We start from the raw sequence: 24,901 nt of genomic DNA, 5'->3' as shown, positions 1-24,901 counted from the left end.
CCCCCCGACCCCCCCCCCCGGGCCCGCGACGCGCGCGCCCCCCGGGGCCCCCCCCCCCCCCCCCCCCCCCCGGCACTACCCAGGATCATTCGAGCAGGTGCGCGCTCAGCGCTTCGCCATCCGCTCCCGACAGATAAGGCAGTCGCCCCCAGCACGGCATCGGCAGGCGCTGCTGCAGCGTGGTGATGTTCTCGTCCTGGCGCTGCATCGCCGGGTCGATGTGGTTGCCGATCCAGCCCAGGCACTCCACGCCGCTGGCCTGCAGCGACTGCGCAGTCAGTCGCGCGTGGTTGACGCAGCCCAGCCGCATGCCCACCACCAGCAGCACCGGCAGCCGCAGTGCACGTACCAGGTCCAGCTGGTCCAGCGTGGCCGAGACCGGCGCCAGCCAACCGCCAACGCCCTCCACCACCACGACATCGGCCTGCGCGCGCAGTCGCGCGAACGCGGCCACGATCGGCGCCAGCTCCACCTGCACGCCATCCTCGGCAGCGGCCAGTTCCGGTGCCAGCGGCTGCCGCAGCGCATACGGGTTCAGGTCGGCGTAGTCCGGCACCGGCCAGCTGGCTGCCTGCAGGGCCAGCGCGTCTTCGTTGCGCAGGCCCTGCCCCAGGTCTTCGCTGCCGCTGGCCACCGGCTTCATGCCTACCGCGCGCAGGCCGCGCCGGCGCAGTGCATGCAGCAGCGCGGTGCTGGCTGCAGTCTTGCCGATCTCGGTATCGGTGCCAGTAACGAACAGGGCGGGCGGCAGCGTGGCGGGCAGCGGCATCGATGGGCTCCAACGGGACGACAGGGCGTGCATTATCGCCGGCCCGGCGTGCTTGCTAGACTGCGGGCATGTTCGCCAATGCCTCGCTTACCGGCAGCAAGCCGGAACAATACGCCCAGCTGCTGGAACAGGCCCGTGGCCTGGTCTACGCCGAGTCCGACCGCATCGCCAACGCGGCCAACCTCTCCGCACTGGTCTACCACGCCCTGCCCGACCTGAACTGGGTGGGCTTCTACCTGTACGATGGCAAGGAGCTGGTGGTCGGCCCGTTCCAGGGCCTGCCGGCCTGCGTGCGCATCCCGCTGGACAAGGGCGTGTGCGGTGCCGCCGCCAGCCAGCGCGTGACCCAGCGCGTGGACGACGTCGATGCCTTCCCCGGCCACATCGCCTGCGATTCGGCCTCGCGCTCGGAACTGGTGGTGCCGCTGCTGCGTGGTGATGAACTGATCGGCGTATTCGACATCGACAGCCCGAAGGTCGGCCGCTTCGATGCCGATGACCAGGCCGGCCTGGAAGCCATCGCCCGCGTGTTCGTCGAGGCGCTGGGATGAGCGCACCGAAGCTGCGCAACATCGGCCCGAAGAGTGCGGCGTGGCTGCGCCAGGTCGGCCTGCGCAGCCGCGAGGACCTGGTTGCAATCGGTGCGGTCGGCGCCTTCGTCAAGGTCAAGCGCGCGGGCTTCAAGCCCAGCCTGAACCTGTTGTACTCGCTGGAAGGCGCGCTGCTGGACTGCCACTGGCAGGAACTGAGCGAGCCGCAGCGTGAGGCGCTGGTGCAGGATTACGAAGCGCGCATCGCCGCGCACCCGCTGAAGGCGGCCGGCCCGGCGTCGGGTCCGGTGCATGAGCAGCGCTTCGACGCCGACGATGACGCGGAAGACAGCGTGGCCGAGCACGCCGACGAGGACTGACGGGTAGTGCCGGCCGCGGGCCGCCACCTGCACGATCTTTGCAGCGTTCCTGAGGAAGCCGGCCAGCGGCCGGCACTACCGTCGGGTCAGGGCTGCTGCAGTTCCAGCAGCTCGCCCACCAGCCCGACCTCACCGCGTTCCACCCACACCCGCAGGCGGGTGCCGTGATCGATGCGCAGTGCCCAGCACAGTGACATCGGCAGGCCGCAGACCTGTGACAGCACCATGCGCAGTGGACCACCATGGCTGACCACCAGCGTCGGCACCGGATCGTCAACATCAAGCAGGCGATCCAGCGCGCGCGCGATGCGCCGCTCGAAGTGGCCCCAGCTTTCACCATTCGGTGGCGGGAATGCATGCGGATCGGCGTGAAAGGCCGCCAGCGCGTCCTCCGGCAGGTCGAACAGCGACTGCCCGTCCCAATCGCCGAAATCCAGCTCTTCCCATTCCTCGTCCGCTTCCACGTCCAGCCCGCGCGGGGTGGCCAGGGCCATCGCCGTGTGCAGCGAGCGCAGCCGCGGCGAACTGATCACCCGCTCCCAGGGCTGCGCAGCGTAGGCGTCGACCAGTTCCTGCGGCAGGCGGGCCAGCTGCGGTGGATCGCTGCGGCCATCGAGGAACTCATCGCGACCGTTGCCGGCATGGCGGACCAGGTCGAGGATCATGCACGCGTCCTGTACGGGCAACGCGGGAACAGCGGAAAACAGGCGGACATCGGCAACGGCACCACGGGATCGAGGGACCATTCTAAAGGCACGGCAAAGGCAGTCGAGCAGGCTCGACGCTACGGGCCGCCTTCGATGCCGTAGACTGCGCGCACTTCCAGGTGACCTGCGGCCACGGCCGGCAGGTTGAAACGGGAAGCCGGTGACGCGTGATTCAACGCCATGCCGGCGCTGCCCCCGCAACGGTAAGCACGTCAGTTCCAGGCAACAACACCACTGTGCCGCAGGCATGGGAAGGCGCCTGGACGGTGGCCTCGCGCCACCCGGCGGCAAGCCCGGAGACCGGCCCGGAAGCCTCAGGTCGCGATGCGGTGGGCATGGCGCTGGATGACCGCAGCCTGCGCTGCGGCGTCGGCGCATGCCTGCCTTCGCGGCTCCTCCCCTTCGCCACGCGGGCGTGCGTGGCACCTGGAGTCCCCCATGAAGCTGCAGTCCCGAATGCTGTCCCTGGCCGTGCTGGCCGCCCTGCCCGCGCTGGCCCAGGCCGCCGATGACACCACCGCGCTCGACCAGATCCTGGTCACCGCCACCCGCACCCCGATCGCCCTGCAGGACAGCATCGCGCCGGCACAGGTGATCGATCGCGCGCAGATCGAATCCAGCCAGGCCACCTCGCTGCAGGAGCTGCTGCGTGGCCGCGCCGGCATCAACCTGGCCAATGCCGGCGGGCTCGGCAAGCAGAGCTCGCTGTTCCTGCGCGGCACCAACTCGGGCCACACCGTGGTGCTGGTCGACGGCGTGCGCATCAACAGCGCCGACCTCGGCCTGGCCATGTACCAGGACCTGCCGCTGGCGCAGATCGAGCGCGTGGAAATCGTGCGCGGCCCGCAGTCCAGCCTGTACGGCGCCGACGCCATCGGGGGCGTGATCCAGATCTTCACCCGCCGCAACCAGGGCGATTTTGCTCCGCACTTCCAGCTCGGTGGCGGCAGCAACGGCCTGCGCGAAGCCAGCGGCGGCATCGGCGGCGGTACCGAACGCGGCTGGTTCGGCGCCGACATCGCCTACCAGCATTCCGATGGCATCGACGCCTGTCGCGGCTCGGCGACGCTGTTCACCGGCTGCTTCGCCGACGAACCCGACCGCGATGGCTACCGCAACCTGTCCAAGAGCCTGCGTGGCGGCTACACCTTCAACGACCAGTGGAACGTGGAAGGCAGCGCGCTGCGCGCCGACGGCAAGAACCACTACGACGGCTATTACAACTACTCGGAAACCCGCCAGCAGGTGCTGGCCGGCAAGGTGCGCTACACCCCATCCGAACGCCTGGCCTTCACTGCCAATGTCGGCCGCAGCGACAACGAGTCGGACAACTTCGGCGACTTCGGTGCCCGCGGCAGCGCGCAGACCCATCGCGACAGCGCCTCGCTGCAGGGTGACATCACCTTGGCCGAAGGCCAGCTGCTGAGCACCGGCGTGGACTGGAGCGAAGACAATCTGGATGGCAGCAGCGCCGGGTATCTCGTCGACAGCCGCCGCAACACCGGCGTGTTCGTGCAGTACCAGGGCCGCTTCGGCCGCCACCAGCTGCAGGCCAGCGCGCGCAACGACGACAACCAGCAGTTCGGCAACCATGCCACTGGCAGCCTCGGCTGGGCGATGCAGCTGGAGCACGGCCTGCGTGTCAATGCCAGCTACGGCACCGCGTTCAAGGCACCGACCTTCAGCGACCTGTACGACCCGTGGAGCGGCGTGCCGACGTTGAAGCCGGAGAAGTCCAAGAGCGCCAACCTGGGGGTTTCACAGCAGGGCCAGGGCTGGCATTGGGGCTTGGACGTGTACGAGACCCGCATCGATGACCTGATCACCTACGATGCGTCCACCATGAAAATGCAGCAGGTGGAGAAGGCGCGCATCCGTGGCGCCGAGCTGACCGGCGGCGTGCTGTTGGCCGGCTTCGACATCAACGCGCAGCTGAGCTACACCGACCCGCGCAACCGCACCCACGGCAGCACCCAGTTCGACAACTGGCTGCCGCGCCGTGCACAGCAGACCGCACGCCTGGACATCGACCGTCGTTTCGGCGGTTTCCGCGCCGGCCTGACCCTGCAGGGTGCGGGCAAGCGTTATGACGATGCCGCCAACGCGGTGAAGGTTGGCGGCTACGGTACCTTGGACCTGCGCGCCGAGTACGCGCTGACGCCGGAATGGTCGCTGCTGGCGCGTGCCGCCAACGTGTTCGACCGCCGCTACGAGACGGTGGCGTGGTTCAACCAGCCCGGCCGCGAGTACCAGCTGAGCGTGCGTTACCAGCCGAAGTAAGGAAATGCGCCGGGCATTGCCCGGCGCATCCTGACGCCATCGACGCATGGCGTCGATCTACTGTGAGCCGAGCGTGGGCTCGGCTCTATACCGGAATGCCCGTGGCCAACCCCGGCAGCTCACGCAGGTCGTCGATCACCGCCACCGCATGCGCGGTGGCCAGGTCCAGGCCGCGCGGATAGCCGTAGCGCACCAGCGCGATCGGCATGCCGGCATCTTCGGCGGCACGGTAGTCGGTCAGCGAATCGCCCACCATCAGGCAGGCATCCACCGGCAACCCGAAGTGCGCGGCGATGTGTCGCAGTGGCTCACCGCTGGGCTTGCGCTGCGGCAGCGAATCGCCGCCCAGTATCAGCGCGAACGCATCACCGATGCCCAGGTGCTGCAGCAGCGGTGGCACCAGCGCTTCGGGCTTGTTGGTGCAGATTGCCAGCGGCACATGGCGTGCACGCAGCTGGGCCAGTGCCTCGGCCACGCCATCGAACAGGCGCGGGCTGCGCAGCAGGCACTCACGGTAGTGCACCATGAACACCGGCATCACTTCGCCCATGTCGACCTCGCGGCCGGCCGCATGCACGGCCTGTTCGACCAGGCGGCGCACACCGTCGCCGATCCAGCCGAGCACCGTGGTTTCCGGCACGCGTGCCACACCGATGGCCTCCAGCGTGCGGTTCAGCGCTTCAGCGATATCAGCCGCGCTGTCGACCAGCGTGCCATCGAGGTCGAACACGACCAGCGGATAGGGATACGACAAGGGACGGCACCTGTTGAACGTGGGGCCGTCCATTGTACGCCGCCGCTTTTTCCGCAGACCCTTCTGCCGCTGTGCCTCAGCCGATCCTGCGTGCGCGGGTGGCGAGGAAGGTGGGCAGATAGCGGTCGATCAGGAAGCGCGGCTGCGGCTGCCAGTCTTCCATGAAGCGGTCGATGACGAAGCCGGCATCCAGCTGCCCACCGATCAGTTCGGTCAGGCTGTGGCCGAAGGTCAGCGCATCGCCACGGGCCAGCTTTGCCTCGCGCTCGGCCGGCGCCAGGTCTTCCAGGTCCGAATAGGGAATGGCGTACCGCGGCCGGATCAGGCCCTGTGCATCCAGCTGCGGATCACGTGCACCGACGAACAGCACCGGGTTGTAGAAGCTGGCCATCAGCATCCCGTCGCGCGCCAGCACACGGCGGCATTCGGTCCACACCGGACGCACGTCGGGCACGTACAGGTTGGAGATCGGGTGGAACACCACGTCGAAGCTGTCGTTGGCGAACACGTGCAGGTCGCGCATGTCGCCCTGCACCGTGCGCAGCTGCAGGCCGTCGCGCGCAGCGACCCGGCGGTCCTGTTCCAGCTGCCCGTCGGACAGGTCGAACACGGTGACGTCGGCGCCGGCCGCCGCCAGCACCGGCGCCTGCTGGCCCCCGCCCGAGGCCAGGCACAGGATGCGACGGCCGCGCACGTCGCCCAGCCAGTCCAGTGGCAACGCGCGGGGCGTGAGGTGCACCTGCCAGCGGCCTTCGCGCGCGGCGGCAATGGTTGAACTCTCCACCGGGCGCGACCATTCGCGCACTTCGCTGGCCTGGCGGTCCCAGGCAGCACGGTTGTGGTCGATCAAGGCCTGTCCATGGTTCATGTGTTCTCCTTGCCCGGTGGGCGCCAATCCAGATCCTGGAAGGCCGGGCTGGCGAAACACTCGGCCAGGTAGTCCAGGAATCGCCGCATGATAGCGGGCTGCTGGCGCCGCGACGCGTACACGGCATGAATGCCGAGCTCATCCAGGCTGAATCCGGGCAGCAGTTCGATCAGCTCGCCACTGCGCAGCAGCGGCGCCACCTGGTAGGTCGGCAGCATGGCAATGCCGGCACCGGCGCGCACCGCCTCCAGCAGCAGCGAGGCCTCGTTGGCACTGATGTTCCCGCCTACCGCCACCGACAACGAACGGCCATCGCGGTGCAGCTGCCACAGGCTTCTGCCGACGTAGTGATGGGTCAGGCAGTTGTGCGCGGCCAGGTGCTCGGGGGCGGTCGGTGTGCCGCGTGCCTGCAGGTAGGACGGCGTCGCGCACAGTACCGAGCGGCAGGTGGCCAGCCGCCGTGCGATCAGGCTGGGGTCGATCTGGCGCGCGATACGCACCGCCAGGTCTACCCGCTCCTCCACCAGGTTCACCGTACGGTCGACCAGCAGCAGTTCGATGCGTGCCGCCGGATGACGCGCAACAAAGCCGGCCACCGCCCGCGCCAGGTGGCTCTGCCCGAACGACACGCTGGCAGTCACCCGCAGCGTGCCGTGCGGCTCGGGATCATCACTGGCCAGCTCGCCCTGCAGTTCTTCGCCAATCGCCAGCATCTGACGGAAGCGCGCCAGCGCCGCCTCGCCCGGGCCGGTCAGGCTGACCCGGCGCGTGGTCCGGTGCAGCAGGCGCGCACCCAGCCAGCCCTCGACCTCGGCCAGGTAGCGGCTGACCATCGCCCGCGACATGTCCAGCACCTCGGCGGCAGCGGTGAGGCTGCCGCGCTCGGCCACTTCGACGAACACGGTCATGGCGGTCAGTCGGTCCATATGCTCGATCCATGCAACAAACAAGCGCGTTATACGCTGTTTTTCGATCGACTGCAGCGGCCTAGAGTGGCCCCATTCCCACCCCACACCGCCCCACGGAGTCCTGCCATGAAGATCGCCCTCGTTGGTTCCACCGGCAACATCGGCCGCCAGATCGCCCGCCACGCGCTGGCCCGCGGCCACGAACTCACCGTCATCGTGCGCAGCGCACAGGACCTTCCGGCCGAGCTGGCCGGCGCCCACCCGGTGATCGCTTCGCTGGATGACCTGGACGCGCTGGTCGCCGCCATCGCCGGCCACGACGTACTGGCCAGCGCCTACGGCCCGCGCCCGGGCGATGACATCGGACGCGTGGGCGAGGTTGCCGCGCAACTGGCCGCCGCCGCATGCAAGGCCGGTGTACCGCGCCTGGTGGTGGTCGGTGGTGCCGGCAGCCTGGAAGTGGCCCCCGGCGTGCAGCTGGTCGATACCCCCACCTTCCCGGAGGCCTACAAGCCGTACGCACTGGCCCACCGCGAAGCGTTCAACCGCCTGCAGGCGGTGGATGACCTGGACTGGACCTTCTTCTCGCCGGCCGCCGAAATCGGCCCGGGTGAAGAGCGTGGCCAGTACCGCGTGCAGCCCAAGGCGCTCCTGGCCGATGCCAGCGGCCATAGCCGCATCAGCTACGCCGACTACGGCGCCGCGTTCGTCGCTGAGCTGGAAGCGCACGCGTACCCGAAGCAGATCATCACCGCGGCGTATTGATCCACGTGCGTCCCTTGTAGTGCCGAGCCTGCGCTCGGCGCTACGCGAACCTGCAGCCGGGCATTGGCTCGGCGCTACACAAGGAATTCCGATGCGTACCGCTGCCCTGCTGCTTCCCCTCGCCCTTGTCGCTGGCTTCGCCAGTGCGCCGCTGCTGGCGGCGCCGGCCGCTGCCGCTCCGGCCACGGCGACGAAATCCCAATTGCACCTGCAGACCTTCCATCCCGGCCCGCAGGCGATGTTCTCGGTGTCCTCGGTGCTGATCGAAGGCCGCCACGACGCGATCCTGGTCAATGCGCAGTTTGGTGCCAGTGACGCGCGCAAGCTGGTCGCGCTGATCCGCGCCAGCGGCAAGCAGCTGACCACGATCTACATCAGCCACGGTGATCCGGATTACTACTTCGGCCTGGCCACCGTGCAGGACGCGTTCCCGCAGGCACGCATCGTCGCCACCGCGCAGACCGTCGCCCACATCCAGCAGACCCAGGCCGGCAAGCTGGCCTACTGGGGGCCGAAGATGGGTACCGACGTGCCCGCGCGCATCGTGGTGCCGCAGGTGCTGGACGGCGATGCCCTGCAGCTGGAAGGCCAGCGCCTGCCGCTGATTGGCCTGGATGGCCCGACCCCGGACCGCACGGTGCTGTGGGTGCCGTCGCTGCGCGCGATCGTCGGTGGCATTCCGGTGGTGGCCGGTGAACACGTGTGGATGGCCGACACGCAGACGCCGAAGTCGCACACCGACTGGCTGCAGACCCTGCAGCGGCTGCAGGCACTGAAGCCGAAGGTGGTGGTGCCGGGGCATTACGCGCCGGGTGCGGCGCTGGATGCCAGTGCGCTGCGCTTCACCGCGGACTACATCCGTGCGTTCGACGCCGAGACGGCAAAGGCCAAGGACAGTGCGGCGCTGGTGAAAGCAATGCAGGCGCGCTACCCGAAGCTGGACGGCGTGGCATCGCTGGAACTGAGTGCGAAGGTGGCCAAGGGCGAGATGCAGTGGCCATGAGCTAGGGGGTTTTCTTTTGCAGGGCTGCACCCTGCACCCGCAGAGGCAACAGCAACAGCCGAAGCAACAGCAGAAGCTGGTTTCCTGAGGGTGGGCGGGGGGGGGGGGGGGGGGGGGGGGGGGGGGGGGGGGGGGGGGGGGGGGCGGGGCGGGGGGGGGGGGGGGGGGGCGCCGCCCCCCCCCCCCCCCCCCCCCCCCCCCCCCCCCCCCCCCCCCCCCCCCGCCTTCGATAGTTTCCCGCTAACTGTCGGAACCTGCTGCTGATGGTGGGTGCCGACCGTTGGCCGGCACGGGGTCGGATCCCGTTGCTACGCAACGGGCTCTGACCCCACTGTTTGATGATTAGGTATCTGTGGGATTGTTCATGTCGTGCTCGAACAATTCCCCCTGCACCACCGGTTCCTTTTCGCGGAAGCCGCCGAGTCCGACGCCGACCAGCCGGTAGCGGGTCTCCGCTGGCAGGTCGACGCGGGCACGCAGGGCCAGGGCGATGTCGCGCAGTTCTTCCATCGACTCGGGCGGGCGCTCCGGAGTGAAGCTGCGGGTGAGGATGCGGAACTGCGCGGTCTTCAGCTTCAGCACCACGGTGTGGCCGACACGCTCGGTCTTGCGCGTGGCATTCCAGGTCTTCTCCGCCAGCTGCACGATCGCTTCGCCGAGGTCTTCCAACGGCAGGTCCTCGGCGAAGGTGTCCTCCGAGGAGATCGACTGCACCTGCTGGTCCGGCTCCACCGGCCGCTCGTCGATGCCGCGCGCACGGTTGTACAGGCTGCGACCGAAACTGCCGAACGCCTCTTCCAGATCGATCAAGGCCCACTGCCGCAGATCGCCGCAGGTGACGATGCCACGTGCGGCAAGTTTTCCTTCCATCACCTTGCCGACGCCGGGCACCCTGTTCACCGGCAGTGGCAGCAGGAAGGCGTCCACCCGCTGCGGCGGAATCACGAACTGGCCGTCGGGCTTGCGCCAGTCCGATGCGATCTTGGCCAGGAACTTGTTCGGCGCGATCCCGGCTGAAGCGGTCAGGTTCGTCTCCTCGCGGATCTGCGCACGGATGGTGCGGGCGATGTCGGTGGCCAGTTCGATGCCGCTCTTCGGCTCGGTCACGTCCAGGTAGGCCTCGTCCAGCGACAACGGCTCGACCAGGTCGGTATGGCGCAGGAAGATCCCGCGTACCTGCTGTGACACCGCCTTGTAACGTGCGAAGTCCGGCGGCACGAAGATCGCGTCCGGGCACAGGCGCTCGGCACGCACGGCGGGCATCGCCGAACGCACGCCGAACACGCGTGCCTCGTACGAGGCCGCGCACACCACCGAGCGTGCGCCGCGCCATGCCACAACCACCGGCTTGCCGCGCAGTGACGGATCGTCGCGCTGCTCCACCGACGCGTAGAACGCGTCCATGTCAACGTGGATGATCTTGCGCAGTCGGGTCATGTCAGGCGGAAAAGGCGGGGGCGTGCCGAACGGGCCACACGCCGAAGTATGGTCGTTGCACATCAACAGGATGCGCGTATTCCCTTGAAAACACTACGGTTGCGTACGGTTGAAATGTTTGATCGGCACAGTTTCCACGGGCATCCTCGAGGACTTGTTTTCCCGTTTCCCCGCTTCCAGGATTGTGCTTCATGACCCGTCTCCACGCGTTCAACCGCGAACAGCTGCTGGCCAGCGCACGCGGTGAACTGTTCGGCACCGCCGCCGGCCGTTTGCCCAACGATCCGATGCTGATGTTCGACCGCATCACCGACATCCGCGAGGACGGCGGACCGCATGGCAAGGGCATGGTACGCGCCGAGCTGGATATCCGCCCGGACCTGTGGTTCTTCGGCTGCCACTTCATCGGTGACCCGGTGATGCCCGGCTGCCTGGGCCTGGATGCCATGTGGCAGCTGACCGGCTTCTTCCTGACCTGGCTGGGCGCCCCGGGCAAGGGCCGCGCACTGGGCTGCGGCGAGGTGAAGTTCACCGGCCAGGTCCTGCCGGAGGCCAAGCGGGTGCGCTACGAGATCGACATCAGCCGGGTCATCAACCGCAAGCTGGTGATGGCCCAGTCGGACGCCCGCATGTACGTGGATGATCGCGAAATCTACAGCGCGCGCGACCTGCGCGTCGGCCTGTTCACTGAAACCGGGAGCTTCTGATGCGTCGCGTCGTCATCACCGGCATGGGCATCACGTCCTGCCTCGGCAATGATCTGGATACCGTTTCGGCTGCGCTGCGCGAAGGGCGCTCGGGCATCACCGCCCTGGCCGACCACGCCGAAGCGGGCCTGCGCAGCCAGGTCGGCGGTCGCGTCGACCTCGATCTGGAGGCGCTGATCGACCGCAAGCAGAAGCGCTTCATGAGCGATGCGGCGGCTTTCGCCTACCTGTCCATGCGCGATGCCATCGCCGATGCCGGGCTCAGCCCCGAGCAGATCAGCAACCTGCGTACCGGCCTGATCGCCGGTTCCGGTGGCGGCTCCAGCGAGTGGCAGATCGGCGCGGTCGACCTGCTGCGCGAACGTGGCGTGCGCAAGGTCGGCCCGTACATGGTGCCGCGCACGATGTGCTCGACGGTCTCCGCCTGCCTGGCCACGGCCTACCAGATCAAGGGCGTCAGCTATTCGCTGTCGGCCGCCTGCGCGACCTCGGCGCACTGCATCGGCGCCGCCGCGGACATGATCCGCCATGGCGCGCAGGACATCATGTTCGCCGGGGGTGGCGAAGACCTGCACTGGTCGATGAGCGTGATGTTCGACGCGATGGGCGCGCTGTCGACCAGCTTCAACGACACCCCGGCCAGCGCCTCGCGCCCGTACGACAAGGACCGCGACGGCTTCGTCATCGCCGGTGGCGGCGGCATGCTGGTGCTGGAGGATTACGACCACGCCGTCGCGCGCGGTGCGCACATCCATGCCGAGCTGATCGGCTATGGCGTGACCTCCGATGGCGCCGACATGGTCGCCCCGTCCGGCGAAGGCGCGGTGCGCTGCATGAAGATGGCGCTGCAGGGCGTCGATCGCCCGCTGGACTACCTCAACACCCACGGCACCTCCACGCCGCTGGGCGACGTCACCGAGCTCAACGCAATCCGCGAAGTGTTCGGCGACGCGATGCCGCCGCTGTCCTCCACCAAGGCGCTGTCCGGCCATTCGCTGGGCGCGGCCAGCGTGCACGAGGCAATCTACTGCCTGCTGATGATGCGCGATGGTTTCGTTGCCGGTTCGGCCAACATCGGCGAACTGGACCCGAAGGTGGAGAGCTTCCCGATCCTGCGCGAGAGCCGCGAGCAGACGCTGGATACGGTGATGTCCAACAGCTTCGGCTTCGGTGGTACCAACGCTGCGCTGGTGTTCGGGCGGGTGTGATTGGGCAGGTGTGCCGACCAACGGTCGGCACCCACCTGGGCAGGGGGGTGTGCCAACCAAGGTTGGCACCCACCAAAGCAGTAAAGAGTGCCGACCAGCGGTCGGCACCCACCTTACCTCGGCAGCAGCGGCAGCAGCAGCGCGTGCGCGTCCACCAGCGAGCCGACGATGCGGTGGCCCAGTGCGCGCAGCTCTTCATCCGGATGCACCAGATCCGGCACCTGGATCACGGTCATGCCGGCCGCCAGTGCGGCGCGCGTGCCGGCCGGTGAGTCTTCCAGCGCCAGGCAGCGCTCGGGCACCTGGCCCAGCCGCTGCGCGGCCAGCAGGTAGATGTCCGGCGCCGGCTTCGGCCGCGCCACGTCACCACTGGTGATCACGGCATCGAAGTACGGCAGCAGGCCTGCGGCCGCCAGCTTGCGGTTGGCGCGCGGCTGCCGCGTGGTGGTCGCCACCGCACGCGGTACCGCGTGCGCCTTCAGCAGCTCCAGCAGCTCCAGGATGCCTGGTCGCAGCGGCAGCCCGGTCTGCGTGCGTGCTTCGTACAGCTCATGACAACGTGCCGCCACCGCCTCGATCACGCTGTCCTCGATGCCCTGCGCGCGCAGCAACGCGTGCGTATCACGGTCACCGAGGCCGACCATGCGCAGGAACACGGCTTCTTCCAGGCCCAGCCCGAATTCGTCGGCGGCCTCGCTCCAGCAGGCCAGCGAGACGCGCTCGCTGTCGATCATCAGGCCGTCCATGTCGAAGATGACGGCGTCGGGCAGGAACGGCAGCGCAGCGATGGTGGTCATGGAGCGAACAGCGTATCCAGGTCGGTGGAAGTGAGCTGCCGCCATTGCCCTTCGTCCAGCCCCTGCAGGTCCAGCCCGCCGACGCGGCTGCGGTGCAGGGCCTGCACGTGGTTGCCGGTGGCGGCGAACATGCGGCGTACCTGATGGTAGCGGCCTTCATGCAGCACCAGCCGCGCGCGACGCGCCTCCAGCACTTCCAGTTCAGCCGGCAGCAGGGGCGTCTTCTCGGACTCCAGCATCAGCGTACCGCTGGCGAACAGCGCTACCTCGTCGCCGCGCAGGTCGTCGCTCAACTCGACCTCATAGACTTTCGGCAGCTTCGACTTCGGCGAGATGATCCGGTGCAGCAGGCTGCCATCGTCGGTCAGCAACAGCAGGCCACTGGTCTCGCGGTCGAGGCGGCCCACCGTGGACAGCACCGGGTCGCGGTCGCGGAAACGCGGCGGCAGCAGGTCGTAGATCAGGCGGCCGGTGTCCTTGGTCGAACAGGTGTAGCCGGCCGGCTTGTGCAGCGCGATCGACAGCCCCACCGGCGGGTCCAGCGGCTCGCCATCGACCCGGATCGCCTCGTGCGGCACCTGGTCGTCGGCATACAGCACCTCGCCGTCGGCGTCGGTGACGCGGCCTTCGCGGAACATCCACTGCACCTGCTTGCGGCTGCCATAGCCCAGGTTGGCGATGTGCTTGACCAGCTTCACTTGCCCTTCCCCTTCACGGCTTCAACCAGCTTGAAGCCGTCGCGCTCGGCGACCACGCGCACCGCGCCGAAGCTGTCGTTGAGAGTGTGCTCGTACGGCAGGTGGCGGTTGGCCACCACGTACAGGCGCCCGCCCGGGCGCAGTGCCTGCGCGGCCACGGCGATGAAGCGCTGGCCGATGTCCGGGCGGTCGGCACGCGACGGCGTGTGGAACGGCGGATTGCTGATGATGACGTCGTAGCCTGGCTCGATGCCGGCGGTGACGTCCTGCCACAGGAAGCGCAGCGGCAGCGCGCGCGGCGGCGGCGCCAGGTTCAGTTCGGCCAACGCCAGCGCACGCTGCTCGGCCTCGTACAGGTCCAGCGCAGTGATCTTCGGGCAGCGTTCCAGCAGCTCGCGCGACAGATAGCCGTAGCCAGCGCCCAGGTCGGCAGCGCGTCCGGCCAGATCGGCCGGCAGGTGCTCGGCCAGCAGCGCCGACGCCGGATCGATGCGATCCCAGGCGAACACGCCCGGGCGGCTGAGGAAGCGGCCACCCACGATCGGGCGCACCGCATCCAGCGCGGACCAGCGCTTGGCCAGGTCGGCGTCGTGCTGGCCCTGCAGCGGGGCGGTCCAGTACACGCGGCAGTGGTTCTTGGTCAGGCAACCACCGAGGCCGGCCAGCTGCTTGAGGTCGCCTTCACCGGAGCGCGCGCCTTCATTGTTGGACTGGCAGGCAACGATGCGGCCGCCTTCGGCGACCAGCGCCAGAGCGCGGGCGAACAGCGCACGGGCTTCTTCACGCTGGCGCGGTGGCAGCACCAGCACCAGCGGGTAACGGCCCTTGCCGGCCACATCATCCAGCTGGCCACAGACGGTCCAGCCGGCGGCCTGCTGCAGTGGCTGCGCGAACGGGGCAAAGCTCTGTTCGCAGTGCACCTCGCGGTTGCCGGCCGCTTCGCGCAGCGGCCAGCCATCGCGGGCACGCAGGAACGCCACCGGGCCCTCCGGCCAGCGCAGGGCGCCTTGGGAGAACGGCAGGAGCAGGGTCTGCAGGGGGGCGTCGTCGCTGGAGGCCATCGGCGCGGGTACTTCAAGCGTGAGGGCCGTCCATTGTACCGGCTTGGCCGCGCCGGCCCCGGCTGGTCGCTTTGCGAAACCCGAACGGGGCCTTGATGTGGCAGAAACATTGAAACGTTCAGGGTAGAGGCTCCCCCCGGAAACCCAGGAGAACCTGCATGCGAGCCTTGTTCGTCGGTGGCGTGGTCGACAACAGCGAAATGGACCTGGAAGGCAGCCATCCGCCCGTGCATTACCCCGAGGACACCGGCGGCGGCCACTCACGCTACCGGCTGCACCAGGTTGGCCATGGCGCCGACGGCAGCGTGGCGTATGCGGTGTACGGCGCGCCGGACCTGGCCGATGACGAGGTGGCCCGGGTCGCTGAAGAACGTGCCTACGCGCGCCGGTTCGAAGCGACGCCGACGTTGTTCGAGCATTGAGCGTGAGGGATCGGCAACCGGTCGCCGGGCATGGCCCGGCGCTACCGGTTTACGCGGTCCTCGGTGGCAACTGCCGGATGCTGGCAATCTCGTCCAGCCAGACATGGTGCTGCTGCACCGGCGTATCGTAGTCATCCAGGCGCAGCTGGCCATTGCTGCCTTCGTCACCGGCCTCGTTGCGGTACTGCTGCACCGTCGGTCTCACCGCGACGGTGCCGAGCAGGCGGCGACCATCGTGCAGGGTCAGTTCCACCTGCGTTTCGCCTTCCAGCTGCGGCAGCAGGGCTTCCAGGCGCGCGATCTGCGCCGGGTCGGTATGGATGCGGGGAGCTATGCGGGACATCGGCGACCTCCTGCAGGCAGGGTCGCCGATCGGCCGTGAATGCTCAGTGCAGCGCGCTGTCCGCGCGGGGTACCTGCACCTTGCGCACCGCAGCCACCAGCTGCGCCACCGAGTACGGCTTGGCCACGTGTTCCTGGAAGCCCGACGCCAGCGCGCGCCGGCGGTCATCGGCACGCGCCAGCGCGGTCACGGCCACCGCGGGCAGGGTCATGGCGTCCACGCCCATGTCCTCGCGCAGCGTACGCACCAGGCCATACCCATCCATGCCCGGCATGCCGATGTCGGTCAACATCACGTGGTACTGCAGATGGCCGGTATCGGCCAGCAGCGCCAGCGCCTCACCGGCCGAACTGGCCGCGGACACGCTGGCGCCCTGCTCTTCCAGCATGCGCCGCAGGTACTCCAGCACTTCCGGCTGGTCTTCCACCGCCAGCACGTGCATGCCGCGCAGCGGGTACGGCTCGACGATCACCGGTTCCAGGATCGGCCCGCTGATCACTTCGCGCAGCGGACGCCGCTCGGCATCGGGAATGTGCTTCGGCAGGCGCACGGTAAAGGTGGAGCCGTGGCCGTGGCCCTCGCTGGCCGCGGCGACCGTGCCGCCATGCAGTTCGACCAGCTGCTGCACGATCGCCAGGCCCAGTCCCAGTCCACCATGGCGTCGGGTGGTGGTGCCATCGGCCTGGCGGAAGCGGCTGAACAGATGATTGAGGAATTCGGGCGCGATGCCATCACCGGTATCGCGCACGGTGATCTCCCAGTGATTGCCATCGGCCCGCAGCTGCAGGTCGATGCGGCCTTCAGCCGGGGTGAACTTGATCGCGTTCGAGAGCAGGTTCCAGAACACCTGCTGCAGGCGCGTGGCATCGCCCAGCACCAGGCTGGGTTGCCCGGGCAGCTGCAGGTGCACGTCCAGCGCCTTGCCTTCGGCCACCAGTTCCTGCGCGCCGAGGGCCTCACCCAGCACCGTGCTCAGGTCCAGCACTTCCACCTCCAGCTGCACCTTGCCCAGCAGCATGCTGCTGAGGTCGAGCATGTCCGAGATCAGCCGCTTCTGCGCGCCGGCGCTGTTGGCGATCACGTTCAGGCCCTTGTACAGCGGGCTGGTGTTGTCCACGCGCTGCAGCAGCAGCTCACTCCAGCCGAGGATGGTGGTCAACGGCGTACGCAGCTCATGCGACAGCGTGGCCAGGAATTCATCCTTCAGCCGCGCCATGTTTTCCGCCGCACTGCGCGCAGCGCGCTCGGACTGCAGCAGTTCCTCGCGGGCCAGTTCGATCTCGCGGCGTTCGGTCACGTCCGGGCTGCTGCCGGCCAGGCCGATGAAGCGCCCCATGCGCGAGAAGCGCGGGCGGGCATTCATCTCCAGCCAGCGCCACTGCCCGTCGGCACGGCGCGCGCGCACCAGCGCATGCATCGAGCGCTGCGCCTTCAGCGCTTCCTGCAGTTCGTACTCGAACACCGACGCATCGTCCGGGTGCACCAGGCCACGCCAGACGTCTTCCGGCACACGCGTCTCGTCACCGCCGAAGAACTCGCTGAAGGCGCTGTTGACGAATCGGGCATGGCCGCGCTCGTCGAGCACCCACACCGGCATCGGCAGGCCATCGGCCAGCGCGCTGAAGCGGGCTTCGCTCTCGCCCAGCTCCACTTCCATCTGCTTGCGCGCGGTGATGTCGAAGAACAGGATGCCGACCTTGTCCTCGCCCGGCCGGCCCACGCGCACCGCGTCAACCGCGAACGAGCGGCCCAGCGCGCGCGCTTCCATCTCGAACTGGGCGGGGCGACCGCTGCGTGCGACCTCACCGTAGATGCGGAACCAGTCTTCCTCATGGTGCGGTTCCAGCACGCTCATGCGCTGGCCGCACGCATCCTTCAGGCCGGTGTGGCGCTCGAAGGCGTCGTTGACCTCGATGAAACGATAGTCGACCGCACGATCGCCCTCGAACAGCACCTGGATCACGCAGAAACCGGCGTTGATGCGCTCAAGCACGCCATGATGCAGGTCGGGTTCGGGCGCCGGCACCATCATCGGTGGGCGCTCCACGAGGGGCGGCAGTGTGGACAAGGGCGTCTGTGCGGGCCGGGTTGGAGGCACAGCATCTTCCAGAGGGCGTATTCACAGCGTCAAGCGCCGTCAGTCATGGTTGACGACGATGAATTGGCGGCAACCACCCTTGTGCCCGACGCATCAGGCCATTGCTGTCGCCTGAAAGCAGGATCACACTCGATCTGTGATCAACATCGCCCCATCGAGGGGACGCAGGAGACCGTCATGAAACGCTCAATCGCGATTGCCCTGTTGGCAGGGGCTCTTGTGGCGGGCGGCGCCAACGCGGCACCGCGCACCGTGACCGACCCGGAAGCGCCGCGCGCACTGCAGGCCGATGGCCCGGTCAATGTGAAGTGGGACGATCCGGCCAAATTCACCGAGATCCGCCAAAGCACCAACCGCTTCGAGGCCGAGCGTGGCGACTGGGTGCAGCAGCTGGCGCGCTACCTGCAGACCGCCGCCGCCAAGCCGCTGCAGCCAGGGCAGACGCTCGATGTGACCCTGGTCGACATCAAGCGCGCCGGTGACTACGAGCCATGGCACGGCCCGCGCGGCCGCGACATCCGGATCATGCGCGACATCTACCCACCGCGGATCAGCCTGCAGTACACCTTGAAGGATGCCAACGGACGCATCGTCAGCGAGGGCGATGCGCGCCTGAGCGATACCGGCTACCTGCACAACGTCGGCCTGAAGAGCGACAGCGATCCGCTTCGCTACGAGAAGCGCCTGATCGATGACTGGGTCAAGCGCCAGCTGGCCAGCGAGGCGACCGCTGCGCGATAAGCCCATCGGCAGGTGTCGACCTTGGTCGACACCCATTCACGGCACCGGCCAAGGTCAGCCGCCACCAGAGCCGAGCGCGGGCTCGGCCCTACACGTACACCTTCGCCACGCGCTTGACCGCACACGGCAACTGGTACGCGCTCACGCCACAGCGCGGCGCCAGTTCAGACAGCGTCGGCGCAGATCCCCACAGCTCCACCACGCTGCCGATGCCGGCCTGCGCATGCGCGGTCAGGTCCACGGTCAGCATGTCCATCGACACGCGCCCGATCAGGGCACCGGGCTGATCGTCAATCAGCACCGGGGTGCCATTCGGGGCGAACTGCGGATACCCGTCGGCATAGCCGAGCGCGACCACGCCCACGCGGGTGCGCGCCTTGGCCACGAAGCGGGCGCCGTAGCCCACCGGCTCACCGGCCTCGATCCAGCGCTCGGCGATCACCTTGGACTGCATCGTCATCACCGGGCGCAGGCGCCCGGTCAGCACGGTGTTGTCCGGCAGCGGATTGGCGCCGTACAGCATCAGGCCCGGGCGTACCCAGTCGCTGCGTACATCCGGCCAGCCCAGCAGCGCCGGCGAGTTGCACACGCTGGTCTCGCCCTGCAGGCCATCGATGGCGCGCGCGAAGGTCGCGGCCTGTTCATGGGTGCGTTCGCTGTCCAGTTCGTCGGCGCGCGCAAGGTGGGTCATCAGCACGATGCGCTCGACCTGCGGCAGCGCCGACAGGCGCGCATGCGCGGCGCGGAAGCTGTCCACGTCCAGGCCGAGGCGATGCATGCCGCTGTCCAGCTTCAGCCACACCGTCAACGGGCGCGGGCTGTCGAACGCGACCAGCGCTTCCAGCTGCCACGGCGAGCCCACCGCAAACCAGAAATCGTGTTCGGCCACCAGCGCCATGTCACTGGGCTCGAAGATGCCTTCCAGCAGCAGGATCGGCGCACGGATGCCGGCCTGGCGCAGCTCCAGTGCTTCTTCGATGGTGGCCACGCCGAAACCATCGGCCTCACCTTCCAGCGCCTGCGCACAGCGCACCGCGCCATGGCCATAGGCATCGGCCTTGATGATCGCCAGGGCCTTGCCACCGCCCAGTTCACGGGCGAGCCGGTAGTTGCTGCGCAGGGCGCCCAGATCGATCAGCGCGCGGGCAGGACGCATGTGCGGTTCTCTTGTTGCGGGGCGTGACCGTACTGGCCGTAGCGGAAAATATCCAGGCCTTCAGTGCTGATCTGCGGCTGGCGCGCGCTCATCAGGTCGGCCAGGTAACGGCCCGAGCCGCAGGCCATGGTCCAGCCCAGGGTGCCGTGGCCGGTGTTGAGGTACAGGTTGCGGAACGGCGTGGCGCCGATCACCGGCGTACCGTCCGGCGTGGCCGGGCGCAGGCCGGTCCAGAACTGCGCGCGCGACAGGTCGCCGCCCTTCGGGTACAGGTCGCTGACCACCAGTTCCAGGGTCTCGCGACGGCGCTGCGACAGCGACAGGTCGAAGCCGGCCACTTCGGCCATGCCACCGACGCGGATGCGGTCGTCGAAGCGGGTCACCGCCACCTTGTAGCTCTCGTCGAGGATGGTGGAGGTCGGCGCCATCGCCGGGTCGGTGATCGGCAGGGTCAGCGAATAGCCCTTCAGCGGGTACACCGGCAGGCGCATGCCCAGCGGAGCCACCAGCGCCGGTGAGTAGCTGCCCAGCGCGACCACGAAGCGGTCCGCGCTTTCCAGCTTGCCGTCGATGCGCGCGCCGGTGATGCGATCGCCATCGAACTCCAGGCCGGTGATGTCCTGGTCGAAGCGGAACTCGACGCCGGCATCCACGCACATCTGCGCCAGGCGGCGGGTGAACAGCTGGCAGTCGCCGGTCTGGTCACGCGGCAGGCGCAGCGCGCCGACCAGGCCATCGACGTGGGCCAGGGCTGGTTCGGCCTGGATGATGCCGGCGCGGTCCAGCACCTCGTACGGCACGCCGTACTGGGCCAGGATCTCGATGTCCTGCGCCGAGGCATCCAGCTGCTGCTGGGTACGGAACAGCTGCGTGGTGCCCAGGTCGCGGCCTTCGAACTCGATGCCGATCTGCGCGCGCAGCTCGTTCAGGCAGTCGCGGCTGTACTCGGACATGCGCACCATGCGCGCCTTGTTGATCGCGTAGCGCTCGTGGGTGCAGTTGCGCAGCATCTGCCACAGCCAGCGGTACTGGGCCAGGTCCATGCCCGGCTTGATCGCCAGCGGCGCGTGCTTCTCGAACAGCCAGCCGATGGCCTTCTTCGGCACGCCCGGGGCTGCCCACGGCGAGGTGTAGCCGAACGACAGCTGGCCGGCATTGGCAAAGCTGGTCTCCAGCGCCGGGCCGGGTTGGCGGTCGATGACCGTGACTTCAAACCCGGCCTGTCGCAGGTACCAGGCACTGGTGGTGCCGATCACGCCGCTGCCGAGAACTAGGACTCGCATGGGACTTCTCCAACCCGATCATTCCCTGCACTGGAGCGTGCCGGGACCATAATTGGGGAAGTATAGACAGCCAATACCAGTTGATTTGCCTGATTTGAAATCAAACGGCAGGATGTTCTCCTGCAATTCATTCCCCAAGGTTGACGGCCATGGCCACCCGTACCCGCGAACTGGACAAGATCGACCGCAAGATCCTGCGCATCCTGCAGGCCGAGGGCCGCATTTCCTTCACCGAACTGGGTGAGCGGGTCGGCCTGTCGACCACCCCATGCACCGAGCGCGTGCGCAGGCTCGAGCGCGAAGGGGTGATCACCGGCTACCACGCCCACCTCGACCCGGCGGCGGTGAAGGCCAGCCTGCTGGTGTTCGTGGAGATCAGCCTGGCCTACAAGTCCGGTGACATCTTCGAGGAGTTCCGGCGCGCCGCGCTGAAGCTGCCGAACGTGCTGGAGTGCCACCTGGTCTCGGGCGACTTCGATTACCTGCTGAAGGCGCGGATCAGCGAGATGGCCTCCTACCGCAAGCTGCTCGGCAGCACCCTGCTGACCCTGCCGCATGTGCGTGAATCGAAGAGCTACATCGTGATGGAAGAGGTGAAGGAGACGCTGAGCCTGCCGATTCCGGATTGAGGCGTTTGCAGCAGGATGGGGTCAGAGCCCGCTGTGCGGGATCTGACCCCGGTCATGGCAACAGTCAGCGCTGCTGCGGGTGCTTCTGCGAGCGCTGCTCCTGCTGCTTGCCGCCCTTGTGCGGCTGCTGCGGCTCCATCTGTTGCTGTTGCTGCTGTTGCTGCTGCGGGTTGCGACCCTGCGGTTCCTTGCCGGGATGACGGTTCTGCTGGTTTTTCATGATCGCGATCCAGTGGACGAAGGACATGCGGCGGCGGAATGCCGGCGCAGGGCCACGGTGGTCCCGGAACGGTTAATCGCAGGCGAAAAAGCAGTGATCGGCAGGACGTTGTTTTCGTGCGTTCAGGCCGTACGGCGTGGTCTCGCCGCCCGCCCTGGCTGGCACCCGAGGTCAGCGCTTGATCTGCTGGCCGTCGCCGGCCGGCACGCTGTCGTAGTAGCGGCCGGTGCGCGAATCGAACACGCGGTTCGGGCCAGCCGGGCGCACACCAGGCACGATGCGGCCATTGCGGTCATAGACCTTGTCGGCCGGCTTCGGCGCCGGGGCGGGCGCAATCCGGGCAGGACCGGTGGACCTGATCGGCTGCGCCGGCTGCGGCGACGGCAGCACCTGCGGCTGCGGGCGGGCGGCCTGCGGCGGCGGTGCGACCGGCGTCGGTGCCACAGTGCTCGCACTGCGGGTGGCCGTCGGGTCGGCAGTGGGCACCTGGGCCAGCGCCAACGTGGGCAACAGGGCCATCAACAGCAGGGGAAGGGTCGCTTTCATGGCACGCTCCGGCGTGGATCATATGTACCTTGCGCCTGCACCCGTGTGCCGCCCATGAACGGCCGTCACACTTGCAAGCGCGCGCCAGCACCCCCACGTTTTCCGGCATCCCAGGCCATCGACCCCACGGAGAGCCGGCATGACTGCCTTCGACCTGACGCCCCCCACTGCCACCCAGACCGAGGCGCTGATCGCCGGCCTCAGCAGCGAAGAACGCCGCGTGCTGCTGCAGCACGGGACCGAAGCGCCGTTCTGCGGCGTGTTCCTGGACAACAAGCGCGAGGGCGTCTACTGCTGCCGGCTGTGCGCGCTGCCGCTGTTCCGCTCCAGCACCAAGTTCGATTCGGGTACCGGCTGGCCCAGCTTCTTCGCCCCGTTCGACCCGGCGCACGTGCGCGAGATCCGCGATACCAGCCATGGCATGGTGCGCACCGAGATCACCTGCGTGCGCTGCGGCAGCCATCTGGGCCACGTGTTCCCGGACGGTCCGCCGCCCACCTACGAGCGCCACTGCCTGAACTCCGTCTCACTTTCGTTCACCGGCAATGGCGAGCCCTGGCCCGACCCGTTGCAGCGTGGCGGTGCAGAAAGCGGCGTGGCGGGCTGAAACACCCTGCTGACCGATTTCACAGAATTCCCTCTTCAGAAATCCGGGCGACGGGCCGACAAGGAGATATCCCCTCTCCTTGCGTCGCCCCATGCTCATCATCGTTGGATTCCTGGTCGTCATCATCAGCGTGATCGGGGGCTACCTCGGTGCCCACGGCCGCCTGGGTGCCCTCTGGCAGCCCTACGAGCTGGTCATCATCGGCGGTGCCGCGCTCGGCGCTTTCCTGGTGGGCACGCCGGCCAAGACGGTCAAGCAGACCCTGCAGGCCATGGTTGGCGTGTTCAAGGGCCCGCGCTACAAGCAGCAGGACTACATCGATGTGCTCAGCCTGCTCTATGAACTGCTCAACAAGGCCCGCCGCGAAGGCTTCATGGCGCTGGAAGACCACGTCGAACGCCCAGCCGAGAGCGCGCTGTTCGGCAACTACCCCAAGGTGCAGGCCGACCACCACCTGATCGACTTCATCACCGACTGCCTGCGCCTGATGATCGGCAGCAACATCGAGCCGCATGAGCTGGAGCCGCTGCTGGAACTGGAGCTGGAAAAGCACCACGCCGAGGCCATGGCACCGTCGCAGGTGCTGACCAAGGTCGCCGACGGACTGCCCGGTTTCGGCATCGTGGCGGCGGTGCTCGGCATCGTCATCACCATGGGCTCGATCGGCGGTGACATCGTCGAGGTCGGTGGCCATGTGGCCGGCGCGCTGGTCGGCACTTTCCTGGGCATTCTGCTGGGCTACGGCTTCGTCGGCCCGATGGCCGCCGCGATGGAGGCCCGCGCCGAGCAGGACAGCCGCATCTACGAATCGGTCAAGACCGCCCTGCTGGCCTGCCTGCGCGGCTACAACCCGAAGATCGCGCTGGAATTCGCCCGCAAGACGCTGCCGTCGAACGTGCGCCCGGCCTTCTCCGATTTCGAGCAGCACCTGAAGACGGTCAAGTAAGCCATGGCCGAGACCAAGCCCACCGTCATCGTCCGCCGGGTCAGGAAGGCCGGCCACGCCGCCCATCATGGCGGTTCGTGGAAGGTGGCCTATGCCGACTTCGTGACCGCGATGATGGCCTTCTTCCTGGTGCTGTGGCTGATGGCCACCACCAACAAGAACGACCGTGCGGCCATTTCCGAGTACTTCCGCAACCCCAGCCCGCTGAGCGGGCAGAACGCCACGCCGGCGCCCGGCATGGCCGGCCCGGGTGGCGCCAGCACCTCCATGATCAAGCTGGGCGGTGCCACCGACATCTCGCGGGGCAGCAGCAACGATCCCTTCCAGAACCAGAAGGAAGCGGTGCCGCAGCCGGTGGACCCGCAGCAGCGCGACAAGCAGCAGCTGGAAGCGCTGATGAAGGAACTGCAGGAAGCGATCAGCAGGAGCCAGGCACTGGAGCCGTTCAAGGACCAGCTGCTGCTGGACCTGACCCCGGAAGGCCTGCGCATCCAGATCGTGGACAAGCAGAACCGGCCGATGTTCGACCTCGGCAGCGCCACGCTGAAGCCGTACACGCAGCAGATCCTGCACGAGCTGGCCAACTACCTGAACCACGTGCCGAACCGGATCAGCCTGACCGGCCACACCGACATCACCGCCTATTCGGCCGCGCGCGGCTACGGCAACTGGGAACTGAGTGCCGATCGTGCCAACGCCGCACGCCGCGCACTGGTGGACGGTGGCCTGGAGGACAGCAAGATCACCCGCGTGGTCGGCCTGTCGTCGTCGGTGCTGTTCGACAAGGCCGACCCGCAGAACCCGATCAACCGCCGCATCAGCATCGTGGTGATGACCCAGGCCGCCGAAGCGGCGGCCCTGGCCGGGGCCGGCCCCCTGGCGGGGCTGACGGCCCCCCGTGCCGACCCGGACGTGCAGGCCGCGCAGGGGCCTGCGCGCTGAATCGGGGTCAGATCCCTTTCCATGGGAAAGGGATCTGACCCCACCTGCACGCGGCCGCTACAATGGCGGTCTTTCCGTTTCCAGGTGACCCCACCC

At 68.1% G+C, this 24,901-nt stretch carries 28 protein-coding genes and 1 riboswitch; of the genes, 13 read left to right on the top strand and 15 right to left on the bottom strand.

Annotation, left to right across the window (positions count from 1 at the left end):
* Window positions 1–85 precede the first annotated feature (85 nt).
* Window positions 86–769 (bottom strand): dethiobiotin synthase, encoded by a 684-nt coding sequence (gene bioD / locus V3B30_RS20775; RefSeq protein WP_262083031.1) that lies wholly within the window; start codon window positions 767–769, stop codon window positions 86–88.
* A 68-nt stretch (window positions 770–837) separates the two neighbouring features.
* On the opposite strand from bioD, the gene V3B30_RS20770 reads away from it, so the two are divergent.
* Together V3B30_RS20770 and V3B30_RS20765 are read left to right on the top strand one after the other, a co-directional pair.
* Window positions 838–1,320, top strand: coding sequence for a GAF domain-containing protein (locus V3B30_RS20770; protein WP_004140850.1), 483 nt, complete (start codon window positions 838–840; stop codon window positions 1,318–1,320).
* A complete protein-coding gene (locus V3B30_RS20765; protein WP_014035860.1) occupies window positions 1,317–1,679 on the top strand; it encodes a TfoX/Sxy family protein in 363 nt (120 codons plus the stop codon). The genes V3B30_RS20770 and V3B30_RS20765 overlap by 4 nt, the downstream gene beginning before the upstream one ends.
* A gap of 86 nt (window positions 1,680–1,765) precedes the next feature.
* On the opposite strand, the gene V3B30_RS20760 is transcribed toward V3B30_RS20765, so the two are convergent.
* Window positions 1,766–2,344 carry a histidine phosphatase family protein gene (locus V3B30_RS20760; protein ID WP_262083030.1) on the bottom strand — a complete coding sequence of 193 codons (579 nt, stop codon included), beginning with the start codon at window positions 2,342–2,344 and terminating at the stop codon, window positions 1,766–1,768.
* Between the two features lie 142 nt (window positions 2,345–2,486).
* A riboswitch (cobalamin riboswitch) is annotated at window positions 2,487–2,710 on the top strand.
* A 114-nt stretch (window positions 2,711–2,824) separates the two neighbouring features.
* Between V3B30_RS20760 and btuB the strand changes: the two genes are divergently transcribed.
* Complete coding sequence (btuB, locus tag V3B30_RS20755; RefSeq protein WP_262083029.1) at window positions 2,825–4,666, top strand: TonB-dependent vitamin B12 receptor; 1,842 nt, start codon at window positions 2,825–2,827, stop codon at window positions 4,664–4,666.
* Window positions 4,667–4,751: 85 nt separating this feature from the next.
* Here btuB and gph read toward each other — a convergent pair whose 3' ends face one another.
* From gph to V3B30_RS20740, 3 genes are all read right to left on the bottom strand, one after another.
* Window positions 4,752–5,420, bottom strand: coding sequence for a phosphoglycolate phosphatase (gene gph, locus V3B30_RS20750; protein ID WP_262083028.1), 669 nt, complete (start codon window positions 5,418–5,420; stop codon window positions 4,752–4,754).
* A gap of 76 nt (window positions 5,421–5,496) precedes the next feature.
* On the bottom strand, window positions 5,497–6,288 hold the full coding sequence (locus tag V3B30_RS20745; protein ID WP_100471170.1) for a class I SAM-dependent methyltransferase: 792 nt from the start codon (window positions 6,286–6,288) through the stop codon (window positions 5,497–5,499).
* Window positions 6,285–7,214, bottom strand: a complete 930-nt coding sequence (locus V3B30_RS20740) for a LysR family transcriptional regulator (protein WP_262083027.1) — start codon at window positions 7,212–7,214, stop codon at window positions 6,285–6,287. Before V3B30_RS20740 ends, V3B30_RS20745 begins: the two co-directional genes overlap by 4 nt.
* Window positions 7,215–7,322: 108 nt before the next feature.
* Here V3B30_RS20740 and V3B30_RS20735 point away from each other — a divergent pair, with 108 nt between their 5' ends.
* Together V3B30_RS20735 and V3B30_RS20730 are read left to right on the top strand one after the other, a co-directional pair.
* A complete protein-coding gene (locus V3B30_RS20735) occupies window positions 7,323–7,961 on the top strand; it encodes an NAD(P)H-binding protein (protein ID WP_262083026.1) in 639 nt (212 codons plus the stop codon).
* Between the two features lie 91 nt (window positions 7,962–8,052).
* Entirely contained in the window at window positions 8,053–8,964 is a 912-nt protein-coding gene (locus V3B30_RS20730; protein ID WP_262083025.1) for an MBL fold metallo-hydrolase, read from the top strand.
* Window positions 8,965–9,306: 342 nt separating this feature from the next.
* Here V3B30_RS20730 and dinB read toward each other — a convergent pair whose 3' ends face one another.
* Window positions 9,307–10,401, bottom strand: a complete 1,095-nt coding sequence (gene dinB / locus V3B30_RS20725) for a DNA polymerase IV (RefSeq protein ID WP_262083024.1) — start codon at window positions 10,399–10,401, stop codon at window positions 9,307–9,309.
* 191 nt (window positions 10,402–10,592) lie between these two features.
* Between dinB and fabA the strand changes: the two genes are divergently transcribed.
* Window positions 10,593–11,108: a 3-hydroxyacyl-[acyl-carrier-protein] dehydratase FabA gene (gene fabA, locus V3B30_RS20720; protein ID WP_100471165.1), complete on the top strand. Its 516-nt coding sequence runs from the start codon at window positions 10,593–10,595 to the stop codon at window positions 11,106–11,108.
* Window positions 11,108–12,316: a beta-ketoacyl-ACP synthase I gene (gene fabB / locus V3B30_RS20715; protein WP_262083023.1), complete on the top strand. Its 1,209-nt coding sequence runs from the start codon at window positions 11,108–11,110 to the stop codon at window positions 12,314–12,316. Before fabA ends, fabB begins: the two co-directional genes overlap by 1 nt.
* A 113-nt stretch (window positions 12,317–12,429) precedes the next feature.
* On the opposite strand, the gene V3B30_RS20710 is transcribed toward fabB, so the two are convergent.
* Genes V3B30_RS20710 through V3B30_RS20700 form a run of 3 tightly spaced genes read right to left on the bottom strand, consistent with a single transcriptional unit; the run spans window position 12,430 to window position 14,872 of the window.
* Window positions 12,430–13,113 (bottom strand): HAD family phosphatase, encoded by a 684-nt coding sequence (locus V3B30_RS20710; RefSeq protein WP_262083022.1) that lies wholly within the window; start codon window positions 13,111–13,113, stop codon window positions 12,430–12,432.
* Window positions 13,110–13,811 (bottom strand): 16S rRNA pseudouridine(516) synthase, encoded by a 702-nt coding sequence (locus V3B30_RS20705; protein WP_262083021.1) that lies wholly within the window; start codon window positions 13,809–13,811, stop codon window positions 13,110–13,112. Before V3B30_RS20705 ends, V3B30_RS20710 begins: the two co-directional genes overlap by 4 nt.
* Window positions 13,808–14,872: a class I SAM-dependent methyltransferase gene (locus V3B30_RS20700; RefSeq protein WP_100471161.1), complete on the bottom strand. Its 1,065-nt coding sequence runs from the start codon at window positions 14,870–14,872 to the stop codon at window positions 13,808–13,810. Before V3B30_RS20700 ends, V3B30_RS20705 begins: the two co-directional genes overlap by 4 nt.
* A gap of 158 nt (window positions 14,873–15,030) precedes the next feature.
* Here V3B30_RS20700 and V3B30_RS20695 point away from each other — a divergent pair, with 158 nt between their 5' ends.
* Window positions 15,031–15,294, top strand: coding sequence for a hypothetical protein (locus V3B30_RS20695; protein WP_005407925.1), 264 nt, complete (start codon window positions 15,031–15,033; stop codon window positions 15,292–15,294).
* Between the two features lie 49 nt (window positions 15,295–15,343).
* Here V3B30_RS20695 and V3B30_RS20690 read toward each other — a convergent pair whose 3' ends face one another.
* Both V3B30_RS20690 and V3B30_RS20685 read right to left on the bottom strand, forming a co-directional pair.
* Entirely contained in the window at window positions 15,344–15,637 is a 294-nt protein-coding gene (locus V3B30_RS20690) for a DUF3247 family protein (RefSeq protein WP_100471160.1), read from the bottom strand.
* 43 nt (window positions 15,638–15,680) lie between these two features.
* On the bottom strand, window positions 15,681–17,669 hold the full coding sequence (locus tag V3B30_RS20685; protein ID WP_262083020.1) for an ATP-binding protein: 1,989 nt from the start codon (window positions 17,667–17,669) through the stop codon (window positions 15,681–15,683).
* Window positions 17,670–17,912: 243 nt separating this feature from the next.
* On the opposite strand from V3B30_RS20685, the gene V3B30_RS20680 reads away from it, so the two are divergent.
* Window positions 17,913–18,476: a DUF3016 domain-containing protein gene (locus V3B30_RS20680; RefSeq protein WP_100471158.1), complete on the top strand. Its 564-nt coding sequence runs from the start codon at window positions 17,913–17,915 to the stop codon at window positions 18,474–18,476.
* 88 nt (window positions 18,477–18,564) lie between these two features.
* On the opposite strand, the gene alr is transcribed toward V3B30_RS20680, so the two are convergent.
* A complete protein-coding gene (gene alr / locus V3B30_RS20675; RefSeq protein ID WP_100471157.1) occupies window positions 18,565–19,632 on the bottom strand; it encodes an alanine racemase in 1,068 nt (355 codons plus the stop codon).
* Entirely contained in the window at window positions 19,611–20,915 is a 1,305-nt protein-coding gene (locus tag V3B30_RS20670) for a D-amino acid dehydrogenase (RefSeq protein ID WP_100471156.1), read from the bottom strand. The genes alr and V3B30_RS20670 overlap by 22 nt, the downstream gene beginning before the upstream one ends.
* A 149-nt stretch (window positions 20,916–21,064) precedes the next feature.
* On the opposite strand from V3B30_RS20670, the gene V3B30_RS20665 reads away from it, so the two are divergent.
* Window positions 21,065–21,544: a winged helix-turn-helix transcriptional regulator gene (locus tag V3B30_RS20665; RefSeq protein ID WP_005407919.1), complete on the top strand. Its 480-nt coding sequence runs from the start codon at window positions 21,065–21,067 to the stop codon at window positions 21,542–21,544.
* A 64-nt stretch (window positions 21,545–21,608) separates the two neighbouring features.
* Here V3B30_RS20665 and V3B30_RS20660 read toward each other — a convergent pair whose 3' ends face one another.
* Together V3B30_RS20660 and V3B30_RS20655 are read right to left on the bottom strand one after the other, a co-directional pair.
* On the bottom strand, window positions 21,609–21,791 hold the full coding sequence (locus tag V3B30_RS20660; protein WP_032128744.1) for a hypothetical protein: 183 nt from the start codon (window positions 21,789–21,791) through the stop codon (window positions 21,609–21,611).
* 144 nt (window positions 21,792–21,935) lie between these two features.
* Complete coding sequence (locus V3B30_RS20655) at window positions 21,936–22,310, bottom strand: classical arabinogalactan protein 4 (protein WP_262083019.1); 375 nt, start codon at window positions 22,308–22,310, stop codon at window positions 21,936–21,938.
* Window positions 22,311–22,449: 139 nt separating this feature from the next.
* Here V3B30_RS20655 and msrB point away from each other — a divergent pair, with 139 nt between their 5' ends.
* The 3 genes from msrB (at window position 22,450) to motB (ending at window position 24,805) form a co-directional block, all read left to right on the top strand.
* Complete coding sequence (msrB, locus tag V3B30_RS20650) at window positions 22,450–22,917, top strand: peptide-methionine (R)-S-oxide reductase MsrB (protein WP_262083018.1); 468 nt, start codon at window positions 22,450–22,452, stop codon at window positions 22,915–22,917.
* A 91-nt stretch (window positions 22,918–23,008) separates the two neighbouring features.
* The gene (gene motA, locus V3B30_RS20645) at window positions 23,009–23,863 is read left to right on the top strand and encodes a flagellar motor stator protein MotA (RefSeq protein ID WP_005407915.1); all 855 of its coding nucleotides are present in this window, start codon (window positions 23,009–23,011) and stop codon (window positions 23,861–23,863) included.
* Between the two features lie 3 nt (window positions 23,864–23,866).
* Window positions 23,867–24,805 (top strand): flagellar motor protein MotB, encoded by a 939-nt coding sequence (motB, locus tag V3B30_RS20640; RefSeq protein WP_329809772.1) that lies wholly within the window; start codon window positions 23,867–23,869, stop codon window positions 24,803–24,805.
* The last annotated feature ends 96 nt before the right edge of the window (window positions 24,806–24,901 follow it).

The organism is Stenotrophomonas sp. SMYL41, assembly GCF_036319965.1.
GTDB lineage: Bacteria > Pseudomonadota > Gammaproteobacteria > Xanthomonadales > Xanthomonadaceae > Stenotrophomonas > Stenotrophomonas maltophilia_R.
Note: the sequence above shows the minus strand (reverse complement) of the source record. Positions and strands in the feature narration are given on the sequence as shown.